Annotated in this window: 18 protein-coding genes and 2 tRNA genes; 9 read left to right on the top strand and 11 right to left on the bottom strand. The window is 69.5% G+C overall.

Annotated elements, in window-relative coordinates; all coding sequences use genetic code 11:
* Positions 1–5: 5 nt before the first annotated feature.
* Complete coding sequence (locus ACWGSM_RS12385; RefSeq protein ID WP_452323222.1) at positions 6–1559, bottom strand: carboxyl transferase domain-containing protein; 1554 nt, start codon at positions 1557–1559, stop codon at positions 6–8.
* Positions 1560–1651: 92 nt separating this feature from the next.
* On the opposite strand from ACWGSM_RS12385, the gene ACWGSM_RS12380 reads away from it, so the two are divergent.
* Entirely contained in the window at positions 1652–2248 is a 597-nt protein-coding gene (locus tag ACWGSM_RS12380; protein WP_452323221.1) for a TetR/AcrR family transcriptional regulator, read from the top strand.
* Between the two features lie 30 nt (positions 2249–2278).
* On the opposite strand, the gene ACWGSM_RS12375 is transcribed toward ACWGSM_RS12380, so the two are convergent.
* From ACWGSM_RS12375 to ACWGSM_RS12365, 3 genes are read right to left on the bottom strand one after another with little or no spacing between them, the layout of a single operon-like run.
* Complete coding sequence (locus ACWGSM_RS12375) at positions 2279–3643, bottom strand: dihydrolipoamide acetyltransferase family protein (protein WP_452323220.1); 1365 nt, start codon at positions 3641–3643, stop codon at positions 2279–2281.
* On the bottom strand, positions 3640–4665 hold the full coding sequence (locus tag ACWGSM_RS12370) for an alpha-ketoacid dehydrogenase subunit beta (protein ID WP_452323219.1): 1026 nt from the start codon (positions 4663–4665) through the stop codon (positions 3640–3642). Before ACWGSM_RS12370 ends, ACWGSM_RS12375 begins: the two co-directional genes overlap by 4 nt.
* A gap of 1 nt (position 4666) precedes the next feature.
* Complete coding sequence (locus tag ACWGSM_RS12365) at positions 4667–5779, bottom strand: thiamine pyrophosphate-dependent dehydrogenase E1 component subunit alpha (protein ID WP_452323218.1); 1113 nt, start codon at positions 5777–5779, stop codon at positions 4667–4669.
* Positions 5780–5947: 168 nt separating this feature from the next.
* Here ACWGSM_RS12365 and ACWGSM_RS12360 point away from each other — a divergent pair, with 168 nt between their 5' ends.
* Entirely contained in the window at positions 5948–6421 is a 474-nt protein-coding gene (locus ACWGSM_RS12360) for an Lrp/AsnC family transcriptional regulator (protein WP_313356369.1), read from the top strand.
* Here ACWGSM_RS12360 and ACWGSM_RS12355 read toward each other — a convergent pair.
* Entirely contained in the window at positions 6393–7295 is a 903-nt protein-coding gene (locus ACWGSM_RS12355; protein ID WP_452323217.1) for an alpha/beta fold hydrolase, read from the bottom strand. The two genes, ACWGSM_RS12360 and ACWGSM_RS12355, sit on opposite strands and share 29 nt — an antisense overlap.
* Positions 7296–7361: 66 nt before the next feature.
* On the opposite strand from ACWGSM_RS12355, the gene ACWGSM_RS12350 reads away from it, so the two are divergent.
* Positions 7362–7625 (top strand): hypothetical protein, encoded by a 264-nt coding sequence (locus ACWGSM_RS12350; protein ID WP_452323216.1) that lies wholly within the window; start codon positions 7362–7364, stop codon positions 7623–7625.
* Positions 7626–7630: 5 nt separating this feature from the next.
* Here the strand turns inward: ACWGSM_RS12350 and ACWGSM_RS12345 are convergent.
* Positions 7631–7702, bottom strand: a tRNA-Arg gene (locus ACWGSM_RS12345).
* Between the two features lie 48 nt (positions 7703–7750).
* On the opposite strand from ACWGSM_RS12345, the gene orn reads away from it, so the two are divergent.
* From orn to ACWGSM_RS12320, 5 genes are all read left to right on the top strand, one after another.
* Positions 7751–8377 carry an oligoribonuclease gene (gene orn, locus ACWGSM_RS12340; RefSeq protein WP_452323215.1) on the top strand — a complete coding sequence of 209 codons (627 nt, stop codon included), beginning with the start codon at positions 7751–7753 and terminating at the stop codon, positions 8375–8377.
* A 36-nt stretch (positions 8378–8413) separates the two neighbouring features.
* Positions 8414–8489 (top strand) — tRNA-His (locus ACWGSM_RS12335).
* 197 nt (positions 8490–8686) lie between these two features.
* Positions 8687–9031 (top strand): metallopeptidase family protein, encoded by a 345-nt coding sequence (locus ACWGSM_RS12330; protein WP_452323259.1) that lies wholly within the window; start codon positions 8687–8689, stop codon positions 9029–9031.
* Entirely contained in the window at positions 9028–9318 is a 291-nt protein-coding gene (clpS, locus tag ACWGSM_RS12325) for an ATP-dependent Clp protease adapter ClpS (RefSeq protein ID WP_452323214.1), read from the top strand. The genes ACWGSM_RS12330 and clpS overlap by 4 nt, the downstream gene beginning before the upstream one ends.
* Positions 9315–9803, top strand: a complete 489-nt coding sequence (locus ACWGSM_RS12320; RefSeq protein WP_452323213.1) for a DUF2017 family protein — start codon at positions 9315–9317, stop codon at positions 9801–9803. Before clpS ends, ACWGSM_RS12320 begins: the two co-directional genes overlap by 4 nt.
* Here the strand turns inward: ACWGSM_RS12320 and ACWGSM_RS12315 are convergent.
* The 5 genes from ACWGSM_RS12315 to gatC are packed head-to-tail and all read right to left on the bottom strand — an operon-like array spanning position 9793 to position 15044.
* On the bottom strand, positions 9793–10377 hold the full coding sequence (locus ACWGSM_RS12315) for a hypothetical protein (RefSeq protein ID WP_452323212.1): 585 nt from the start codon (positions 10375–10377) through the stop codon (positions 9793–9795). The genes ACWGSM_RS12320 and ACWGSM_RS12315 overlap by 11 nt on opposite strands.
* Before the next feature lie 29 nt (positions 10378–10406).
* Complete coding sequence (gene dinB, locus ACWGSM_RS12310) at positions 10407–11666, bottom strand: DNA polymerase IV (protein ID WP_452323211.1); 1260 nt, start codon at positions 11664–11666, stop codon at positions 10407–10409.
* Between the two features lie 50 nt (positions 11667–11716).
* The gene (gatB, locus tag ACWGSM_RS12305) at positions 11717–13231 is read right to left on the bottom strand and encodes an Asp-tRNA(Asn)/Glu-tRNA(Gln) amidotransferase subunit GatB (protein ID WP_452323210.1); all 1515 of its coding nucleotides are present in this window, start codon (positions 13229–13231) and stop codon (positions 11717–11719) included.
* The gene (gene gatA / locus ACWGSM_RS12300) at positions 13231–14748 is read right to left on the bottom strand and encodes an Asp-tRNA(Asn)/Glu-tRNA(Gln) amidotransferase subunit GatA (RefSeq protein ID WP_452323209.1); all 1518 of its coding nucleotides are present in this window, start codon (positions 14746–14748) and stop codon (positions 13231–13233) included. The genes gatB and gatA overlap by 1 nt, the downstream gene beginning before the upstream one ends.
* Complete coding sequence (gene gatC, locus ACWGSM_RS12295) at positions 14745–15044, bottom strand: Asp-tRNA(Asn)/Glu-tRNA(Gln) amidotransferase subunit GatC (RefSeq protein WP_452323208.1); 300 nt, start codon at positions 15042–15044, stop codon at positions 14745–14747. Before gatC ends, gatA begins: the two co-directional genes overlap by 4 nt.
* Before the next feature lie 48 nt (positions 15045–15092).
* On the opposite strand from gatC, the gene ACWGSM_RS12290 reads away from it, so the two are divergent.
* Complete coding sequence (locus ACWGSM_RS12290) at positions 15093–16793, top strand: long-chain-fatty-acid--CoA ligase (RefSeq protein ID WP_452323207.1); 1701 nt, start codon at positions 15093–15095, stop codon at positions 16791–16793.
* Positions 16794–16814: the final 21 nt, after the last annotated feature.

Here is a 16814-nt window from a genome sequence, read left to right as displayed (position 1 = left end):
GGTGCTCACATCCGGAACAGGCCGAAGCGCGGGTCGGGCAGGGGCGTCCGGGAGACGACGTCGAGCGCGAGTCCGAGCAGGTCGCGGGTCTGGTCGGGGTCGACGATCCCGTCATCCCACAGCCGCGCGGTGGCGTAGTACGGCTCGCCCTGCGCCTCGTACTGGCTACGGACGGGCGCCTCGAACTCGGCGCGCTGCTCGGCGGTCCACGGTGTTCCCGCCGCGGTGAGCTGATCCTCCTTCACCGTGGCGAGGACGGATGCCGCCTGCGGGCCGCCCATCACCGAGATGCGGCTGGCCGGCCAGCTCCACAGGAATCGCGGCGAGTACGCGCGACCGCACATCGAGTAGTTGCCAGCGCCGAACGAGCCGCCGATGATGACGGTCAGCTTCGGCACGCGGGTGGTGGCGACGGCGGTCACCATCTTCGCGCCGTCCTTCGCGATGCCGCCGGCCTCGGCCTCGGTGCCGACCATGAATCCGGTGATGTTCTGCAGGAACAGCAGCGGGATGCCGCGCTGGTCGCAGAGCTCGATGAAGTGCGCGCCCTTCAGCGCGGATTCGCTGAACAGCACGCCGTTGTTGGCGACGATCCCGATCGGGTGTCCGTGCAGCCGAGCGAATGCGGTCACGAGGGTGGTGCCGTACTCGGGCTTGAACTCGCTGACGCTGTCGGCGTCGACGAGCCGGTCGATCACCTCGTGCACGTCGTACGCGGCGTTGACGTCGACGGGCACGACGTCGTAGAGGCTTCCGGTCTCGCGGGGACCGATGCTCGGCCCGACGTGCCACGCCGGCGGCGCCGGCTGCGGCAGCGTCGCGACGATGTCACGGAGGATCTCGAGGGCGTGCTCGTCGTCGTCGGCCAGGTGATCGACGACCCCCGAGCGACGGGCGTGCAGTTCTCCCCCACCCAGCTCCTCGGCGGTGACGACCTCACCGATCGCGGCCTTCACCAGCGGCGGACCGCCGAGGAAGATGGTGCCCTGGCCCCGCACGATCACGGTCTGGTCGCTCATCGCCGGCACGTACGCGCCGCCGGCCGTGCACGAGCCGAGCACGGCCGCGAGCTGCGGGATCCCCTCCGCCGACATGCGCGCCTGGTTGAAGAAGATGCGACCGAAGTGGTCGCGGTCGGGGAACACCTCGTCCTGCTTCGGGAGGAAGGCGCCGCCCGAGTCGACGAGATAGAGGCAGGGCAGACGGTTCTCGATCGCGATCTCCTGCGCGCGCAGATGCTTCTTCACCGTCATCGGGAAGTACGTGCCGCCCTTGACGGTCGGGTCGTTGCAGACGACCATCACGTGCCTGCCGTGCACCAGCCCGATGCCGGCGACCACCCCGGCACCCGGAGCCTCATCGCCGTACAGTCCGTTCGCGGCGAGAGGGGCGACCTCGATGAAGGGACTTCCTGGGTCGAGCAGCCGGTCGACACGGTCGCGCGGCAGCATCTTGCCGCGGGCGACATGCCGTTCGCGGGAGCGCTCCGGTCCGCCGACTGCGGCGGCGGCGAGGCGCTCGCGCAGTTCTGCGGCGAGAGTCTGCTGGGTGGCCGGCATCGCGGGTCCTCCTCGACCATTGCGGAAAATTCGCGCCAGAAAGGTTAGTGTTCACTAACCCCGGCAATTCAGGTTAGCGAGGATTAACCGAAATGACAACGCCTGTCACGTCGCGCAACCGCGCCAAAGCGGAGCGCACCGATGCGATCCTCGTCGCGGCCGCCGCCCTGTTCGGCGCGCGGGGGTACTCGAGCGTGAGCCTGGAGGACATCGGCGCCGCGGTCGGCGTCTCCGGCCCCGCCGTGTACCGGCACTTCGCCGGTAAGCAGGCACTCCTCGGCGCGCTGCTCATCGGCGTGAGCGAGGACCTCGTCACCGGCGGCAGTGCGGTCGTGCACGGAACAGCCGATGAACGCATCCGCATGGCGATGCTCGTCGACTTCCACGTCGACTTCGCGCTGCGCAACGCCGACGTCATCCGCGTGCAGGACCGCGACCTCTCCCATCTGACGGAAGGGTCGCGATCGGACGTGCGGCGACTGCAGCGTGCCTACATCGGACTGTGGATCGACGCGCTCGGCGCTCTCGTGACGGGCGAGCGGGAGGAGCTGCGTCTGCGCGTCCAGGCGTGCTTCGGGCTGCTGAACTCCACCCCGCACAGCACGTCGGCCGCGCTGCGCACGCGCACCGACACCGCGCGTGTGCTCGCCGCGATGGCGATGGCCGCTCTGACCGCAGGCGATGTCTGACCGGGTCGACCCGCACCGGCGCGCCGCGGCTCAGTAGAGCAGAGCCCGGCCCGGCTGCTCGAGGATGTCGGCGACGTCCTTGAGGAAGCGCGCGCCCTCGGCCCCGTCGACGAGCCGGTGGTCGAACGACAGGCTCAGCGTCATCATCTGACGCAGGGCGATCTCACCGCGGTACTCCCACGGCTGACGTCGCACCGCCCCGACGGCGAGGATCCCGGACTGCCCCGGCGGCAGGATCGGCGTGCCCGCATCGATGCCGAACACGCCGATGTTGGTGATCGAGAAGGTGCCGCCGGCGAGCTCCGCCGGGCTGGTCCTGCCGGCACGTGCCGTCTGCGTGAGCTGGGCGAGCGCGTCGGCCATCCCCGTGAGGGACAGTCGCTCGGCGTCGCGGATGATCGGCACGATCAGGCCGCGTTCGGTCGCGGCGGCGATGCCCAGATCGACGAAGTGATTGTGCACGATCTCGCCCGCAGGCTCGTCCCATGTCGCGTTCAGCGACGGGTTGCGGCCGAGAGCGAGAGCCACCGCCTTCGCGATCACCACGAGCGGTCCGATGCGGTGCTCGGCGAGTGACCTGTCGGCCTTCAGCTGATCGATCAGCTCCATGGTCGCCGTGACGTCGACGGTGTGGAACGTGGTGACGTGCGGAGCGGTGAACGCGCTGTGCACCATCGCCTGGGCGGTGTGCTTGCGCACACCCTTGATCGGGATGCGGGTCTGCGCACGCGCTCCCGACGGCACGAGCTGAAGGGCAGGCGACGCAACCGATGCCGGCTCGCTCGCCGCAGCGGCCGAGCCCGTGCGCTCGGCATAGGCATCCACATCGTCGCGGGTGATCACCCGATCTCCGACGTCGGCGGCGACCAGCGCGAGATCGACGCCGAGGCGCTTCGCGTGCGCGCGCACCGGTGGGGTCGAGCGGGGCCGCTCCCCCACCGCCGGCTCGGCGACGCTGGGCGGAAGCGCGTCGTGCGGGGCCGCCTCGAGCACGTCGGCATCCGCGGCGACCGCCGGGGCCGCACCGCCCCGTCGGGCACGTCGGGCCGGACGGCCTCCGGATGCCGGCGCTGCGCCGTATCCGACGAGATTGGGCTGCGCCTTCCCCTCCTCCGCCTCGGCCGCGGCGGGAGACGTCGAGGGCGCGGACTCGTCGCCGGCGACGTCGAAGGCGATCAGCGGGGCGCCGACCGCTACGGTGTCGCCCGCGTCGGCGTGCAGCACGGCGACGGTGCCCTCGTACGGAGAGGGCAGTTCGACGATGGCCTTGGCCGTCTCGACCTCGGCGAGCGTCTGGTTCAGCGCGACGGCGTCGCCCGGCTGCACGAGCCATTGCACGACCTCGGCTTCGGTCAGCCCTTCGCCCAGGTCGGGCAGGCGGAACTCGGCGTTCACCGCTCGTCTCCCTTCGCGTCCACGGCACTCAGTGTGTGCGCACGATCGAGCACCCGGTCGACGGCGTCGAGGATGCGGTCGAGGTCGGGAAGGTGGAACTTCTCGAGCTTCGCGGGGGGATACGGGATGTCGTGCCCGGTGACGCGCACGGGCGCCGCCTCGAGGTACTCGAAGCAGTATTCGGTGATGCTCGCGATGACCTCAGCGGCCACACCCGCCTCGCGGGACGCCTCGTGCGCGACGACCACCCGACCGGTGCGCCGCACCGAGGCGGAGACGGTCTCGTAGTCGACGGGCGAGAGTGAGCGCAGGTCGATGACCTCGAGCGAGACGCCCTCGTCCTCCGCCGCGGCGGCCGCGTCGAGTGCAGTGCTCACCATCGCGCCGTAGGTGATGATCGTGGCATCGGTCCCCTGGCGCACCACCCGGGCGACACCCATCGGAGGCGCGTCGGCGAGCGGCGCCGCGAGGTCTACCTCACCCTTGTGGTGGTACAGGCGCTTCGGCTCGAAGAACAGCACTGGGTCGTCGCAGGCGATGGCCTGGCGCAGGCAGCGGTACGCGTCCTGCGGGTCGGAGACGGCGATCACACGCAGCCCGGCCGTGTGCACGAAGTAGGCCTCGGGCGATTCGGAGTGATGCTCGGCTGCGCCGATGCCGCCCGCCCAGGGCACGCGGATCGTGATCGGCATCTTCACCCGGCCCTGGGTGCGGTAGTGCAGCTTCGCGACCTGCGAGACGATCTGGTCGAACGCGGGGTAGATGAATCCGTCGAACTGGATCTCCACCACCGGACGGTAACCCCGGAACGCGAGCCCGACCGCGGTGCCGACGATGCCGGATTCGGCGAGCGGCGTGTCGATCACCCGCTTCGCCCCGAATTCGTCCTTGAGCCCGTCGGTGATGCGGAACACGCCACCGAGGGTGCCGATGTCCTCACCCATCAGCACGACCTTCTCGTCGTCGAGCATCGCCTGGCGCAGCCCCGCGTTGAGGGCCTTGCCCATCGTCATCTGCGTCATCTCAGGCCTCCTCGAACGAGGCGAGGTAGGCCGCGTACTCGTCGCGCTGGCGTTCGAGGCCGGAGTGCGGCTCGGCGTACACGCGATCGAACACGGCGAGGGCCGGGCGGGTCTGCATGCCGATGCACGCGGCGCGCATCTCGCGGGCGATGTCGTCTGCGGCCTTCTGCACGGAGTCGAGGTGCTCGTCGGTCAGCTCGCCGGCCGCACGGAGATGCGCCTCGAGGCGCGCGATCGGGTCGCGATCGCGCCACAGGGCGAGTTCGGCGTCGTCACGGTAGCGCTTCGGGTCGTCGGCCGTGGTGTGCGGCCCCATGCGGTAGGTCACTGCTTCGAGGTAGGCGGGCCCCTTGCCCGTGCGCGCGTGATCGAGCGCCCAGCGCATCGCCGCCATGCAGGCGAGCACGTCGTTGCCGTCGACGCGCAGGCTCGGGATGCCGAACCCGGGCGCGCGACCGGCCAGCGGGTACTGCGACTGCAGTCCGACCGGCTCGGAGATCGCCCAGTGGTTGTTCTGGCAGACGAACACGACGGGTGCGCGATACGACGAGGCGAAGATCATCGCCTCGTTGACGTCGCCCTGACTGGTGGCGCCGTCGCCGAAGTAGGTGACGGCGACCTCGTCGGCGCCGTCGTGCAGGATGCCCATGCCGTAGCCGACCGCGTGCAGGGTCTGCGCGCCGATGATGATCTGCAGCGGAGCGATGCCGATCCGGGCGGGGTCGTAGGCCGCGCCCTCCTCACCGCGCCACATGCGCACGTAGTCGCCCGGCTCGGCACCGCGGGTGTACATCACGCCGGTCTCGCGGTAGCTGGGGAAGACGAAGTCCTTCGGCGCGAGGGCACGGCCGGTGCCGATCTGCGCGGCCTCCTGGCCGTTGCACGGCGCCCACAGGCCGAGCTGGCCCTGGCGCTGCAGCGCCACGCCCTCCGAGTCGATGCGCCGCAGCACCACCATGTCGCGGTGCAGCTCGCGCATCGCCTGGTAGTCGACGTCGGCGATCCAGCGATCGAGTCCAGGGTTCGACACGCGCGTGCCGTCGGGCGCGATGATGCGCTCGGTGAGTTCGAGATCGTTCTGAGCGTCGACGATCGGGCTGGTGTTCGGTGACATCGGCGTCCTCCTGACGTGGCGGCCTTCGTGAGGCATGCACGGTTTCCCGACGGCTGCGTCGGGCTTAGTCGAATGCTACGTCGGGCTGACACGTCGCTCAAGCATGTGCGCGTTTGCTGAGCATGTTGCGCAGTCGCCCCGACTGCAGCCCTGCTATCGTGTGGCGTTATGCCCGTCCTGGACCGCACAGACCTCGAACTGCTCACCGCCTTGGCGGAGGACCCGCGCACGACCGTGGTGAAGCTGGCCGACCGGCTTCGCCTGTCGCGGAACACGATCCAGGCCCGGATGGCCCGCCTCGAGCAGACGGGCGTCTTCGAGTCGTACGAGCGCTCGTTCTCGACCGAGGTGCTCGGATTCCCGCTGCAGGCTTTCATCAGCATCGGCGTGCGGCAGACCGAGCTGCCGCGGATCATCGCCGAGCTGTCACGGGTTCCCGAGATCGTGCAGGCGCACGGGCTGAGCGGGTCGATCGACCTGCTCGCCAGGGTCGCGTGCCGGGACGCTCGTCACCTGTTCGACACCGACGCCAGGATCCTGTCGATCGACGGCGTCGAGCGCACCGAGACCTCGCTCGCGATGGGAGAGGTGATCCCGTTCCGGGTGGCCGGGCTCATCGGCCTCGCACGACGGGAAGTCTGAGGAAGCGCCGGATCGCTCCGGCCGCCTCGGCCGGCGTCTCATAGTGGATGAGGTGCCCGACGTCGGCGATCTCGACCAGCTCCGCGTGAGGGAACAGCGTAGCGAGGCGGCGCTCGGCCTCGATCGGCGTGATGTCGTCACGTTGAGCCGCGATCAGCAGAGTCGGCACGTCGATCACGCCGGCGAACGCCCGCACGTCATGTGAGGCGCTGGTCACGAAGGCGTCGTGCAGCACGTCGCGATCGGCGAAGCGCGAGAAGTAGGTGTCGTGCTGGTCGTGGATGAACCTGCGCAGCGCCGGGTCGCGGGTCTTGGCCATCGCCATGCTCATGACACGCACCGTGAGCGGATGCCGCAGCAGGGCCGTCCCCCAGCGTTCGGGCAGACGCGCACCGAGGGCGTAGTACAGCACCGCGATCCGGGTGAGCAGCCCTTTCGGCCCCTCGAGGGCCGGGGCGCCGATCGGGTTGATCAGGATGAGCCGCGGCGTCTCGAGTCCGCTCGCGACGGCGGCCGCCGCGACGATCGAGCCGAACGAGTGCCCGAGGATGATCGCTCCAGGCGCGACGGTACGCGCGAACTCGCAGAGCCAGCCGGTGTAGAGCCCGAGGTCGTGATCGCGATCCGGTATCGGCGGTGTCTCGCCGAAGCCCGGCAGGTCCGGCGAGATGATCCGGATGCCGGGCAGGTACGCCACGACCGGCTCGAGCCCGTGATGCTCGCCGCGGAATCCGTGCACGGTGACGATCGTCGGGGCATCGTCTGCCGCCTCGCCGTACACCCAGTACGCGGTCGTCGACCCCTGCACCTGTACCTCTCGGCGTTCGACCGGGATCTCGGCGAGGCGAGCGGCATACGGAGAGGTCGCGGGCATGCCGCCGAGTCTACGGGACGGAATGTCGGTGGCCGTCCATATGTTCGAATCAGAGAAGGAGACAGCATGACATCGCTGACTGAGACACACCCCGCTCTGCTGTGGGAGACTCCCGCGCTGCGCACGCGCGCCGAGCACCTCGACAGGGCAGGCGACCATCTGTGGCGCGTCGTCGACGCACGCGGGCGCATCCGCGGACATCTGCGCGTGATCGCCGACCCCCTGGGCATCCGCTACCGCGCGGAGCGTCTGCACCTGGCTTCCGGAGCCTTCCGCCTGATCGGCGAATTCTGGGATGCCGACGATGCGGTCGCCGCGCTGCGGAACTGACGAAGTGCCCCCTGCAGGATTCGAACCTGCGACCAACGGATTAGAAAGCCGATGCTCTTCCTCTGAGCTAAGGAGGCGTGCCGGCTCCAGATTACCGTGTCGGGCCCCGTCGCTAGGATCGAACCATGGTTTCTGCTGCTGAGAACGACCGGCTCGTGTGGATCGACTGCGAGATGACGGGCCTCGACCTCTCGGTCGACGAACTCGTCGAGATCGCCGTCGTGGTCACCGATTTCGAGCTTAACCTGCTCGACCCCGGCTTCCAGGTCGTCATCAAGCCGAGCGACGCCGCACTCGCGAACATGAACGACTTCGTCACCGAGATGCACCGCACCTCGGGCCTGATCGACGAGATCCCGACCGGCGTCAGCCTCGCCGATGCCGAGGAGCAGACACTCGCCTACATCAAGCGCTTCGTCCCCCTCGAGCGCAAGGCTCCGCTGGCCGGCAACACGATCGGCACCGACCGGATGTTCCTCGCCACGTACATGCAGAACGTCGACCAGTACCTGCACTACCGGAACGTCGACGTCTCGAGCATCAAAGAGCTCGCGCGTCGCTGGTACCCTCGCGTGTTCTTCCAGGCTCCGGAGAAGAACGGCGGCCACCGGGCGCTGGCCGACATCCTCGAGTCGATCCGCGAGCTGCGCTATTACCGCTCGGCGGTGTTCGCCGACGCCCCCGGCCCCTCCTCCGAGCAGGCGCGCGACATCGCCGACCGCACGGTGTCAGAGTTCACTCTGAACATGTAATAGACTTGTCGAGTCGCCCGCTCAGGCGGGCACATGGTGGGTATAGCTCAGCTGGTAGAGCACCGCGTTGTGGTCGCGGGGGTCGCGGGTTCAAGCCCCGTTACTCACCCCAGAGAAGCCCCCGGGTTCGTCACGAACCCGGGGGCTTCGTCGTGTCGGTCGTGCCGCTCCGATGGCATGGTCGTGATCAAGCTCGATCGTCGTCTTTGCGCGTCGGAGGTCGCTCCCGACACGGACCTCTTGCCCGGCTAGCATCGAAGCATGTCCTCCTCCCTCGACTCCGACGCGCAGGCTCTGCCCGACGGCGGCATGGACATGACCGCAGAGGACTTCGAGGCGCTCGTCATCGAGGAGCTCGACAAGCTGCCCGACGACATGGTCGACGGACTCGACAACCTCGTCTTCGTCGTCGAGGACGAACCCGACGACGGCAGCGACCTCTTCGGCCTCTACGAGGGATTCGCCCTCACCGATCGCGGCCAGTACGGCATGGGCGAGCTGCCGGATCGGATCATCGTGTACCGGCACGCGCATCTCGCCGCCTGTGCCGACGAAGATGAGCTGCGCGACGAGATCCACACCACGCTCGTCCATGAGATCGCGCACTTCTACGGCATCGACGACGAGCAGCTGCATGAGCTGGGGTGGGCATGAGCATCCCGGCATCCACTCCCGTGCTCGACGAGCAGCTGACGGTCGCACCGCTGGTGCCCTGGCAGCTGGTCGTGTGGGATGACCCGGTCAACCTCATGAGCTATGTCGTGCGCGTGTTCCGTCGCTACTTCGGGTACCCCGAAGAGCGTGCGACGGCTCTCATGCTGGCGGTGCACAACGACGGGCACGCCGTCGTGGCCACCGGGCCGCGGGAGACGATGGAGGTGCACGCCCAGGCGATGCACGACTTCGGGCTGTGGGCGACCATCCGGCGGGTTCCGCAGTGAGCGTGTCGATCTCGATCGCCTGGATCGAAGGACGCAATCTGCTGCACCTGATCGACGAGTTTCTCGAGCTCGTCGCAGGGCCGCGTACGGACGCCGATCCCGCGCTGGCACGACTGGCTCCGGTCGCCTACCCGGATGACGGCGCCGCGGCAGCGGAATTCCGCCGCAGCACCCGGGGCGAGCTGTTCGACCGCCGTCGCAAGGACGCCCTCGTCATGCGCGAGGGTCTCATCGATTTCGACATCGACGACGACGACGATCGCGACGTGCTCGCCGCGCACGACGTCGGCATCCCCGCCGCGCACGTCGACGCGTGGATGCGCACTCTCGCCGCGATCAGGCTGGTCGTGGCGTCGCGCCTCGGCGTCGACCACGACGACCGTCACGACCCGCACGACGCGCGGTTCCACGTGTATGACTGGCTCGGGTACCGGCTGGACGACCTGATCCAGCGCGCCGACGATGCGGACGCCGCTACGGCGTAGCCACCTGCACGTGAGCGAGTCTCTGCGGCTCGTGCCGCGCGATGTGCGCGTCCTCCTGCGCCGCCCACATGTCCCAGTGGCTGCGGAAGCCGTCTCCGTCGCGCTCGAGAGCGCGTCGCCGTCGCGAATCGCGTGGTCCATCGACCCAGACGGTGACATCCGCGAGCGGGACCGTTGTCGGTGTGAGCGAACCGCAGCCTTCGACGATCAGCCCGAGGGACGGATCGACCGCATGCGCCTCGGCCTCTTCCTCCCGCTCCCAGTCCCAGCGCTGCCAGATGCCGATCAGACCGCGCCCGTGCGGACGCAGCACCTGCTCCCGTACGATCTGCGCACCGCGCTCGAGCCCGTCCCAGCCGGGATAGACCGAATCCAGCGCGAGCATCTGCACGGGCGTGCTCAGCGGCCACGCTCGCGCGACGCGGGCCGCCAGGCTGCTCTTGCCGGCGCCGCTGCGACCGTCGATGATCACGACCGGGTTCGATGCCGACACGGCGGTGACCGCATCGCAGATACGGGCGGTCGCCGCGCTGAGCTGCTCTCCGAAGGGATCGGGGGCGGAGGCTGTCGACATGACACCACGCTATCGAATCGGCAACTCGGTCATTCGCGGCCGAACGGCCGCGGCTCGGCCCCGTTGCCGCCGCGCCGATCCGTCGTACCCACGTGACGTGCCCGGGTGATCATGCCGATGCCGAATCGGGCCCGTGCGTCGTCGAGCGTGCCCTCGAGCCGACGCTGGTCTTCGTCGTCATCCCACAGCGCCATCGCCGACGTCCCCGCCGGACGCAGCTTCTCGGCCCGCACCCCGACCAGTCGCACGGGGTGCCTGCGCTCGATCTGGGCGAACAGGGCGATCGCCGTCTCTCCGATGCGCTGCCCCACGTCGGTGGGCTCGGCCAGCGATACGGTGCGGCTCAGCGTGGTGAAGTCGGCGAAGCGGATCTTGATCGCCACAGCTCCCGCATGCCACCCCGAGGTGCGCAGGCGCGCCCCGACACGGTCGGCCAGGCGCAGCAGCTCCGAGCGGAGCAGGTCTCGATCGTCGATGTCGCGGTCGAAGGTCTCCTCGTGACCGACGCTCTTCTCCACCCGCTCCGTCTCGACGGCGCGCGCGTCGAGGCCGCGGGCGAGGTCCTGCATCCGCTGCCCGAGCGCAGGACCGACGGCGCGCTCCAGCGCTTCGGGCGGCGCCTCTCGCACATCCCGGATCAGACGGATGCCGCGGCGCTGCAGCGCCTCGGCGGCCTTCGGCCCGACCCCCCACATGGCCCCGACCGGTCGCGGGTCGAGGAACTCCTGCGTCCGCGCGGCCGGGACCACGAGCATCCCGTCGGGTTTGGAGACGGTCGACGCCATCTTCGCGACGTGCTTCGTGGCAGCGACTCCGACACTGCAGGTGATGCCGACCTCGTCGCGCACCCGTCGTCTGATCAGCGCCGCGATCTCACCCGGACTCCCCCACAGCCGGCGCACTCCGCGCACGTCGAGGAACGCCTCGTCGATCGAGAGCTGCTCGACGAGCGGGGTGATGCTCTGGAAGATCTCCATCACCTGGGCCGAGACCGCCTGGTAGCGGGTGAAGTCCGGCGGCACGACGCGCGCGCTCGGGCACAGCCGCAGCGCCTGCCCGACCGGCATCGCGCTGCGCACCCCGAAGCGGCGCGCCTCGTAGGACGCGCTGGAGACCACCGAGCGCCCGTCGCGCCCGCCGATGATCAGCGGCAGGCCACGCAGCGACGGGTCGTAGAGCACCTCGACCGCCGCGTAGAAGGCATCCATGTCGACATGCAGGATGCCCGTGCCGGTGTCGTCCGCGCCTTCCGGCGAGACGATGCGGCCCGATCCGTCACCGCGTCCCATGCATCCATCCTGACCGGTGCCACCGACATCGCGTCGGTGGCACCCCGTGGTCACTGCGCGGCGCGCTCGAGGATCAGTTCGCGCACGCGCGCGGCGTCGGCCTGACCCTTCATGACCTTCATCACGGCGCCGATGACGGCGCCCGCGGCCTGCACCTTGCCGTCCTTGATCTTCGCCAGCACGTCGGGCTGCGCGGCGAACGCGTCATCGATCGCGGCGATCAGCGCACCGTCGTCCGAGACCACGGCCAGGCCCCGGGAGTCGACGACCTGCTGCGGCGTGCCCTCACCGGCGATGACGCCCTCGAGCACCTGACGGGCGAGCTTGTCGGTCAGAGTCCCGGCATCGACCAGGCCCTGCAGAGCTGCGACGTCGGCGGGTGAGACGAGGCCGGAGGCCTCGCGCTCCTGCGCGTTGGCGATGCGGGTGATCTCCCCCGTCCACCACTTGCGCGCGGCCGCCGGCGCGGCACCCGCCGCGATCGTCGCCTCGACCTCGTCGATCAGCCCGCCGTTGCGCACGTCCTGGAACTCGAGGTCGGTGAAGCCCCAGTCGGCCTTCAGCCGACGGCGACGCGCGACGGGCTGCTCGGGCAGAACCGACCGGAGTTCCTCCACGAGCTCGCGCGAGGGCTGCACGGGCAGCAGATCGGGCTCGGGGAAATAGCGGTAGTCGTCGGCGTCGGACTTCGGGCGGCCCGGCGATGTCGTGCCGGTGTCCTCGTGCCAGTGACGGGTCTCCTGGATGATCGTGCCGCCGTCGGCGAGGATCGCGGCCTGACGCTGGATCTCGTACCGCACGGCGCGCTCGACCGAGCGCATCGAGTTGACGTTCTTCGTCTCGGTGCGGGTGCCCAGCTTCTCCTGGCCTCGGGGACGCAGCGACACGTTCGCGTCGCAGCGCAGGTTGCCGCGCTCGAGACGCGCCTCCGAGATGCCGAGGCCGCGCACGATGTCACGGATCGCGGCGATGTACGCCTTGGCGTACTCGGGCGCTCGGTGCTCGGCGCCGAAGATCGGCTTGGTGACGATCTCGACCAGCGGCACACCCGCACGGTTGTAGTCGACCAGCGAGTACTCGGCACCCTGGATGCGACCGGTGGCCCCGCCCATGTGGGTGAGCTTGCCGGCGTCCTCCTCCATGTGCGCACGCTCGACCGGGATGGTCACCAGGGTGCCGTCCTCGAGTTCCACCTCGACCGATCCCTCGAAGGCGATCGGCTCGTCGTACTGGGAGATCTGGTAATTCTTGCCCAGGTCGGGGTAGAAGTAGTTCTTCCGGGCGAAGCGGCTGGACTCGGCGATCGAGCAGCCGAGCGCGAGACCCAGGCTGATCGACGAGCGCACGGCCGTCGCGTTGACCACGGGCAGCGACCCCGGCAGGCCGAGGTCGACCGGGGCGATGAGCGTGTTCGGCTCGGCACCGTGGAACTCGTCGTGCGCCGGGTTCGGGGCGTCCGAGAACATCTTCGTGCGGGTGTTCAGCTCGACGTGCACCTCGAAGCCGAGCACCGGCTCGAACATCTCGAGAGCCTCGTCGAAGTCCATGAGCTTGGCGGTGGCCATCAGCGGGTTCCTCCCAGCAGCTGCGGAGCGCGGGCGAGCAGCGGCTCACCCCACGAGTCGACGAGCACGGCTTCGAGAGCCGCGCCGACGCGGTACAGACGGGCATCCTCGTGCGCTGGCGCGAGGAACTGGATGCCGACGGGCAGACCGTCTTCGGCCGCCACGCCCGACGGGATCGAGATGCCGGGCACCCCGGCCAGGTTCGCCGGGATCGTCGTCAGGTCGTTCAGGTACATCTGCAGCGGGTCATCGATCTTCTCGCCGATCTTGAACGCGGTCGTCGGCGCCGAGGGCGTCGCGATGACGTCGACGTGCGCGAAGGCCCGGTCGAAGTCCTGCTGGATGAGCGTGCGCACTTTCTGCGCGCTGCCGTAGTACGCGTCGTAGTAGCCGGCAGACAGGGCGTAGGTGCCGAGGATGATGCGGCGCTTGACCTCGGGGCCGAAGCCGGCCTCGCGGGTCGCCGACATGACGTCCTCCACCGTCGGGTTGCCGGCGGGGGTGACGCGTAGGCCGAAGCGCACCGAGTCGAACTTCGCGAGGTTGCTCGACGCCTCAGCGGGCAGGATCAGGTAGTACGCGGCGACGCCGTATTCGAAGTGCGGAGCGGAGATCTCGACGATCTCGGCGCCCTGCGCCTCCATCAGGGCCAGCGACTCGCGGAAGGATGCGGCGACGCCGGCCTGGAAGCCGGAGTCGGGCAGCTCGGTGATGACGCCGACCTTCAGGCCCTTGAGCACCTGACCCGACGCGCCCTCGCGGGCGGCGGCGGCGAACGACGGCCATTCCTGTGGAAGCGAGGTGGAGTCCTTCGGGTCGTGACCGCCGATCACATCGTGCAGCAACCCGGCGTCGAGCACGGTGCGGGTAACCGGGCCGACCTGGTCGAGGCTGGATGCCAGCGCGATCGCACCGTAGCGGCTGACGCCGCCGTAAGTCGGCTTGATGCCGACGGTGCCGGTGACGTGCGCAGGCTGGCGGATCGATCCGCCGGTGTCGGAGCCGAGCGCGAGCGGCGCCTCGAATGCCGCCACCGCCGCGGCGGAGCCGCCACCCGAACCGCCGGGGATGCGGTCGAGATCCCACGGGTTTCGGGTCGGGCCGTAGGCGGAGAACTCCGTCGAGGAGCCCATCGCGAACTCGTCCATGTTCGTCTTGCCCAGCGGCACAAGGCCGGCGGCGCGCGAGCGCGCCACGACGGTGGCGTCGAACGGCGACATGTAGCCCTCGAGGATCTTCGAGCCGCTCGTGGAGGGCATGTCGGTGGTGACGAGCACGTCCTTGACCGCGAGCGGCACACCGGCGACCGGGCCGAGCTGCTCGCCCGCGGCCCGGCGCGCGTCGACCTCGGCAGCCGCCGCGAGGGCATACTCGTTGACGTGCAGGAAGGCGTGCACGTCGCCGTCGACCGAGGCGATGCGGTCGAGGTGGGCCTGCGTCGCCTCGACGCTGGAGATCTCGCCGGCGGAGATCTTCTCGCCGAGCTCGGCGGCGGTCAGCCGGATGATGTCGCTCACTGCTCTTCTCCCAGGATCGCGGTCACACGGAAGCGGCCGTCTGCGGCATCCGGGGCGTTCTTCAGCGTCTGCTCGAGCGTGAGCGGCTCGCCGACCTCGTCGGGACGGAAGACGTTGCTCATCGCGATCGGGTGGCTGGTCGCGACGACGTCGGGCGTGGCCACCTCCGACACCTTCGCGATGTTGTCGACGATGGCATCGAGCTGACCGGTCAGCCGAGTCACCTCGTCGTCGGAGAGCTGGATACGCGCGAGCACGCCGAGATGGCGTACGAGATCAGGGGTGATTTCAGACACCACCCCAGTCTACGAGAGCGCGACGTGGGCACACGTAAGCTGGAACGCGTGACCGAGTTCGATCCCCCTCGCCCATGGACCGCAAGCTATGCCGAAGGTGTCCCGCAGGACCTGCCCGAGGTGACCGGCTCGCTGATCGACATCGTCGAGGCCTCGGTGCGCGACTACCCGGACGCCCCGGCGCTGCAGTTCTTCGGGCGCGAGACGACCTACCGCGAGATGCAGGATGCCATCGAGCGGGCAGCCGCCGGCCTGCGCGACCTCGGCGTCGGCCCGGGCGACCCGGTGGCGATCGTGCTGCCGAACTGTCCGCAGCACATCATCGCGTTCTACGCCGTGCTCCGCCTCGGCGCCGTGGTGATCGAGCACAACCCTCTCTACACGCCGCGTGAGCTGCGCAAGCAGTTCGAAGACCACGGTGCCAGGCACGCGATCGTCTGGAGCAAGGTGGTCGAGACCCTGCAGGAGTTCCCCGCCGACCTGGCGGTCACGAGCCTGGTCTCGGTCGACGTGACGACGGCGATGCCGCGCAGGATGCAGCTCATGCTGAAGCTGCCGATCGCGAAGGCCCGTGAGTCGCGTGCGGCGCTGACCGCGAAGGTGCGCGGTGCGATCAGCTGGGATTCGCTCGTGGCATCCGCTCCGCTTCCCGCATCGCACCCGCGTCCCGGAACCGACGACCTCGCGATCATCCAGTACACCTCCGGCACCACGGGCACCCCCAAGGGTGCGGCCCTCACCCACCGCAACCTGCTCGCGAACGCGGCGCAGGCTCAGGCGTGGGTGCCGTCGATCACGCGCGGCGACGGCTGCGTCGTCTACGCCGTGCTGCCGATGTTCCACGCGTACGGGCTCACGCTCTGCCTGACCTTCGCGATGTCGATGGGCGCGCGGCTCGTGCTGTTCCCGAAGTTCGAACCCGACCTCGTGCTGCAGGCGACGAAGAAGCATCCGGCCACCTTCCTGCCGCTCGTGCCGCCGATCGCCGAGCGGCTGCTGGCCGCCGCGAAGGAGAACGGCGTGTCGCTTGCCGGCACCGAGGTCGCGATCTCCGGCGCGATGGCGCTGTCGCACGACCTCGTGGTGCCGTTCGAGGAGGAGAGTGGCGGCTACCTCGTCGAAGGCTACGGGCTGAGCGAGTGCTCCCCCGTGCTGATGGCCAATCCCGTCGCCGACAGTCGGGTGGCCGGCACCGTCGGCCTGCCGCTTCCCGGTACCGAGTGCCGCGTCGTCGACCCTGAGAATCCGACCGTCGACGTGCCGGCCGGCTCGGCCGGCGAGCTGATCGTGCGCGGCCCCCAGGTGTTCTCCGGCTACTACGGCAAGCCCGAGGCGACCGAGGCGGTGTTCGTCGACGGCTGGTTCCGCACCGGCGACGTCGTCACGATCGACGAGGCGGGCTTCGTGCGCATCGTCGACCGCATCAAGGAGCTCATCATCACGGGCGGCTTCAACGTGGCGCCCACCGAGGTCGAGGGCGCCCTGCGCCAGCATCCGGATGTCGTCGACGCGGCCGTCGTGGGACTGCCGAGCGACCACTCCGGCGAGGAGGTCGTCGCCGCGATCGTCGTGGAAGAGGACAGGGACGTCGATGTCGAGGCCATCCGCGCGTTCGCGCGCAGCATCCTGACGCCGTACAAGGTGCCGCGTCGCGTCTTCGTCGTCGACGAGCTGCCGAAGTCGCTGATCGGCAAGGTGCTGCGCCGACAGGTGAAGGAGCGCCTGCTGGCATTGACCTCAGGCAGCTGAACGGCCAGCACTCTCCCATCC

It is taken from the genome of Microbacterium sp. NPDC055521 (assembly GCF_053619695.1).
Note: the sequence above shows the minus strand (reverse complement) of the source record. Positions and strands in the feature narration are given on the sequence as shown.

Excerpts from the sequence above, each read along its gene's own strand:
- ACWGSM_RS12385 (WP_452323222.1), bottom strand. The coding sequence starts at position 1,559 with ATGCCGGCCACCCAGCAGACTCTCGCCGCAGAACTGCGCGAGCGCCTC.
- ACWGSM_RS12380 (WP_452323221.1), top strand. The coding sequence starts at position 1,652 with ATGACAACGCCTGTCACGTCGCGCAACCGCGCCAAAGCGGAGCGCACC.
- ACWGSM_RS12370 (WP_452323219.1), bottom strand. The coding sequence starts at position 4,665 with ATGACGCAGATGACGATGGGCAAGGCCCTCAACGCGGGGCTGCGCCAG.
- ACWGSM_RS12365 (WP_452323218.1), bottom strand. The coding sequence starts at position 5,779 with ATGTCACCGAACACCAGCCCGATCGTCGACGCTCAGAACGATCTCGAA.
- ACWGSM_RS12360 (WP_313356369.1), top strand. The coding sequence starts at position 5,948 with ATGCCCGTCCTGGACCGCACAGACCTCGAACTGCTCACCGCCTTGGCG.
- ACWGSM_RS12355 (WP_452323217.1), bottom strand. The coding sequence starts at position 7,295 with ATGCCCGCGACCTCTCCGTATGCCGCTCGCCTCGCCGAGATCCCGGTC.
- ACWGSM_RS12350 (WP_452323216.1), top strand. The coding sequence starts at position 7,362 with ATGACATCGCTGACTGAGACACACCCCGCTCTGCTGTGGGAGACTCCC.
- orn (WP_452323215.1), top strand. The coding sequence starts at position 7,751 with ATGGTTTCTGCTGCTGAGAACGACCGGCTCGTGTGGATCGACTGCGAG.
- ACWGSM_RS12330 (WP_452323259.1), top strand. The coding sequence starts at position 8,687 with ATGGACATGACCGCAGAGGACTTCGAGGCGCTCGTCATCGAGGAGCTC.
- clpS (WP_452323214.1), top strand. The coding sequence starts at position 9,028 with ATGAGCATCCCGGCATCCACTCCCGTGCTCGACGAGCAGCTGACGGTC.
- ACWGSM_RS12315 (WP_452323212.1), bottom strand. The coding sequence starts at position 10,377 with ATGTCGACAGCCTCCGCCCCCGATCCCTTCGGAGAGCAGCTCAGCGCG.
- dinB (WP_452323211.1), bottom strand. The coding sequence starts at position 11,666 with ATGGGACGCGGTGACGGATCGGGCCGCATCGTCTCGCCGGAAGGCGCG.
- gatB (WP_452323210.1), bottom strand. The coding sequence starts at position 13,231 with ATGGCCACCGCCAAGCTCATGGACTTCGACGAGGCTCTCGAGATGTTC.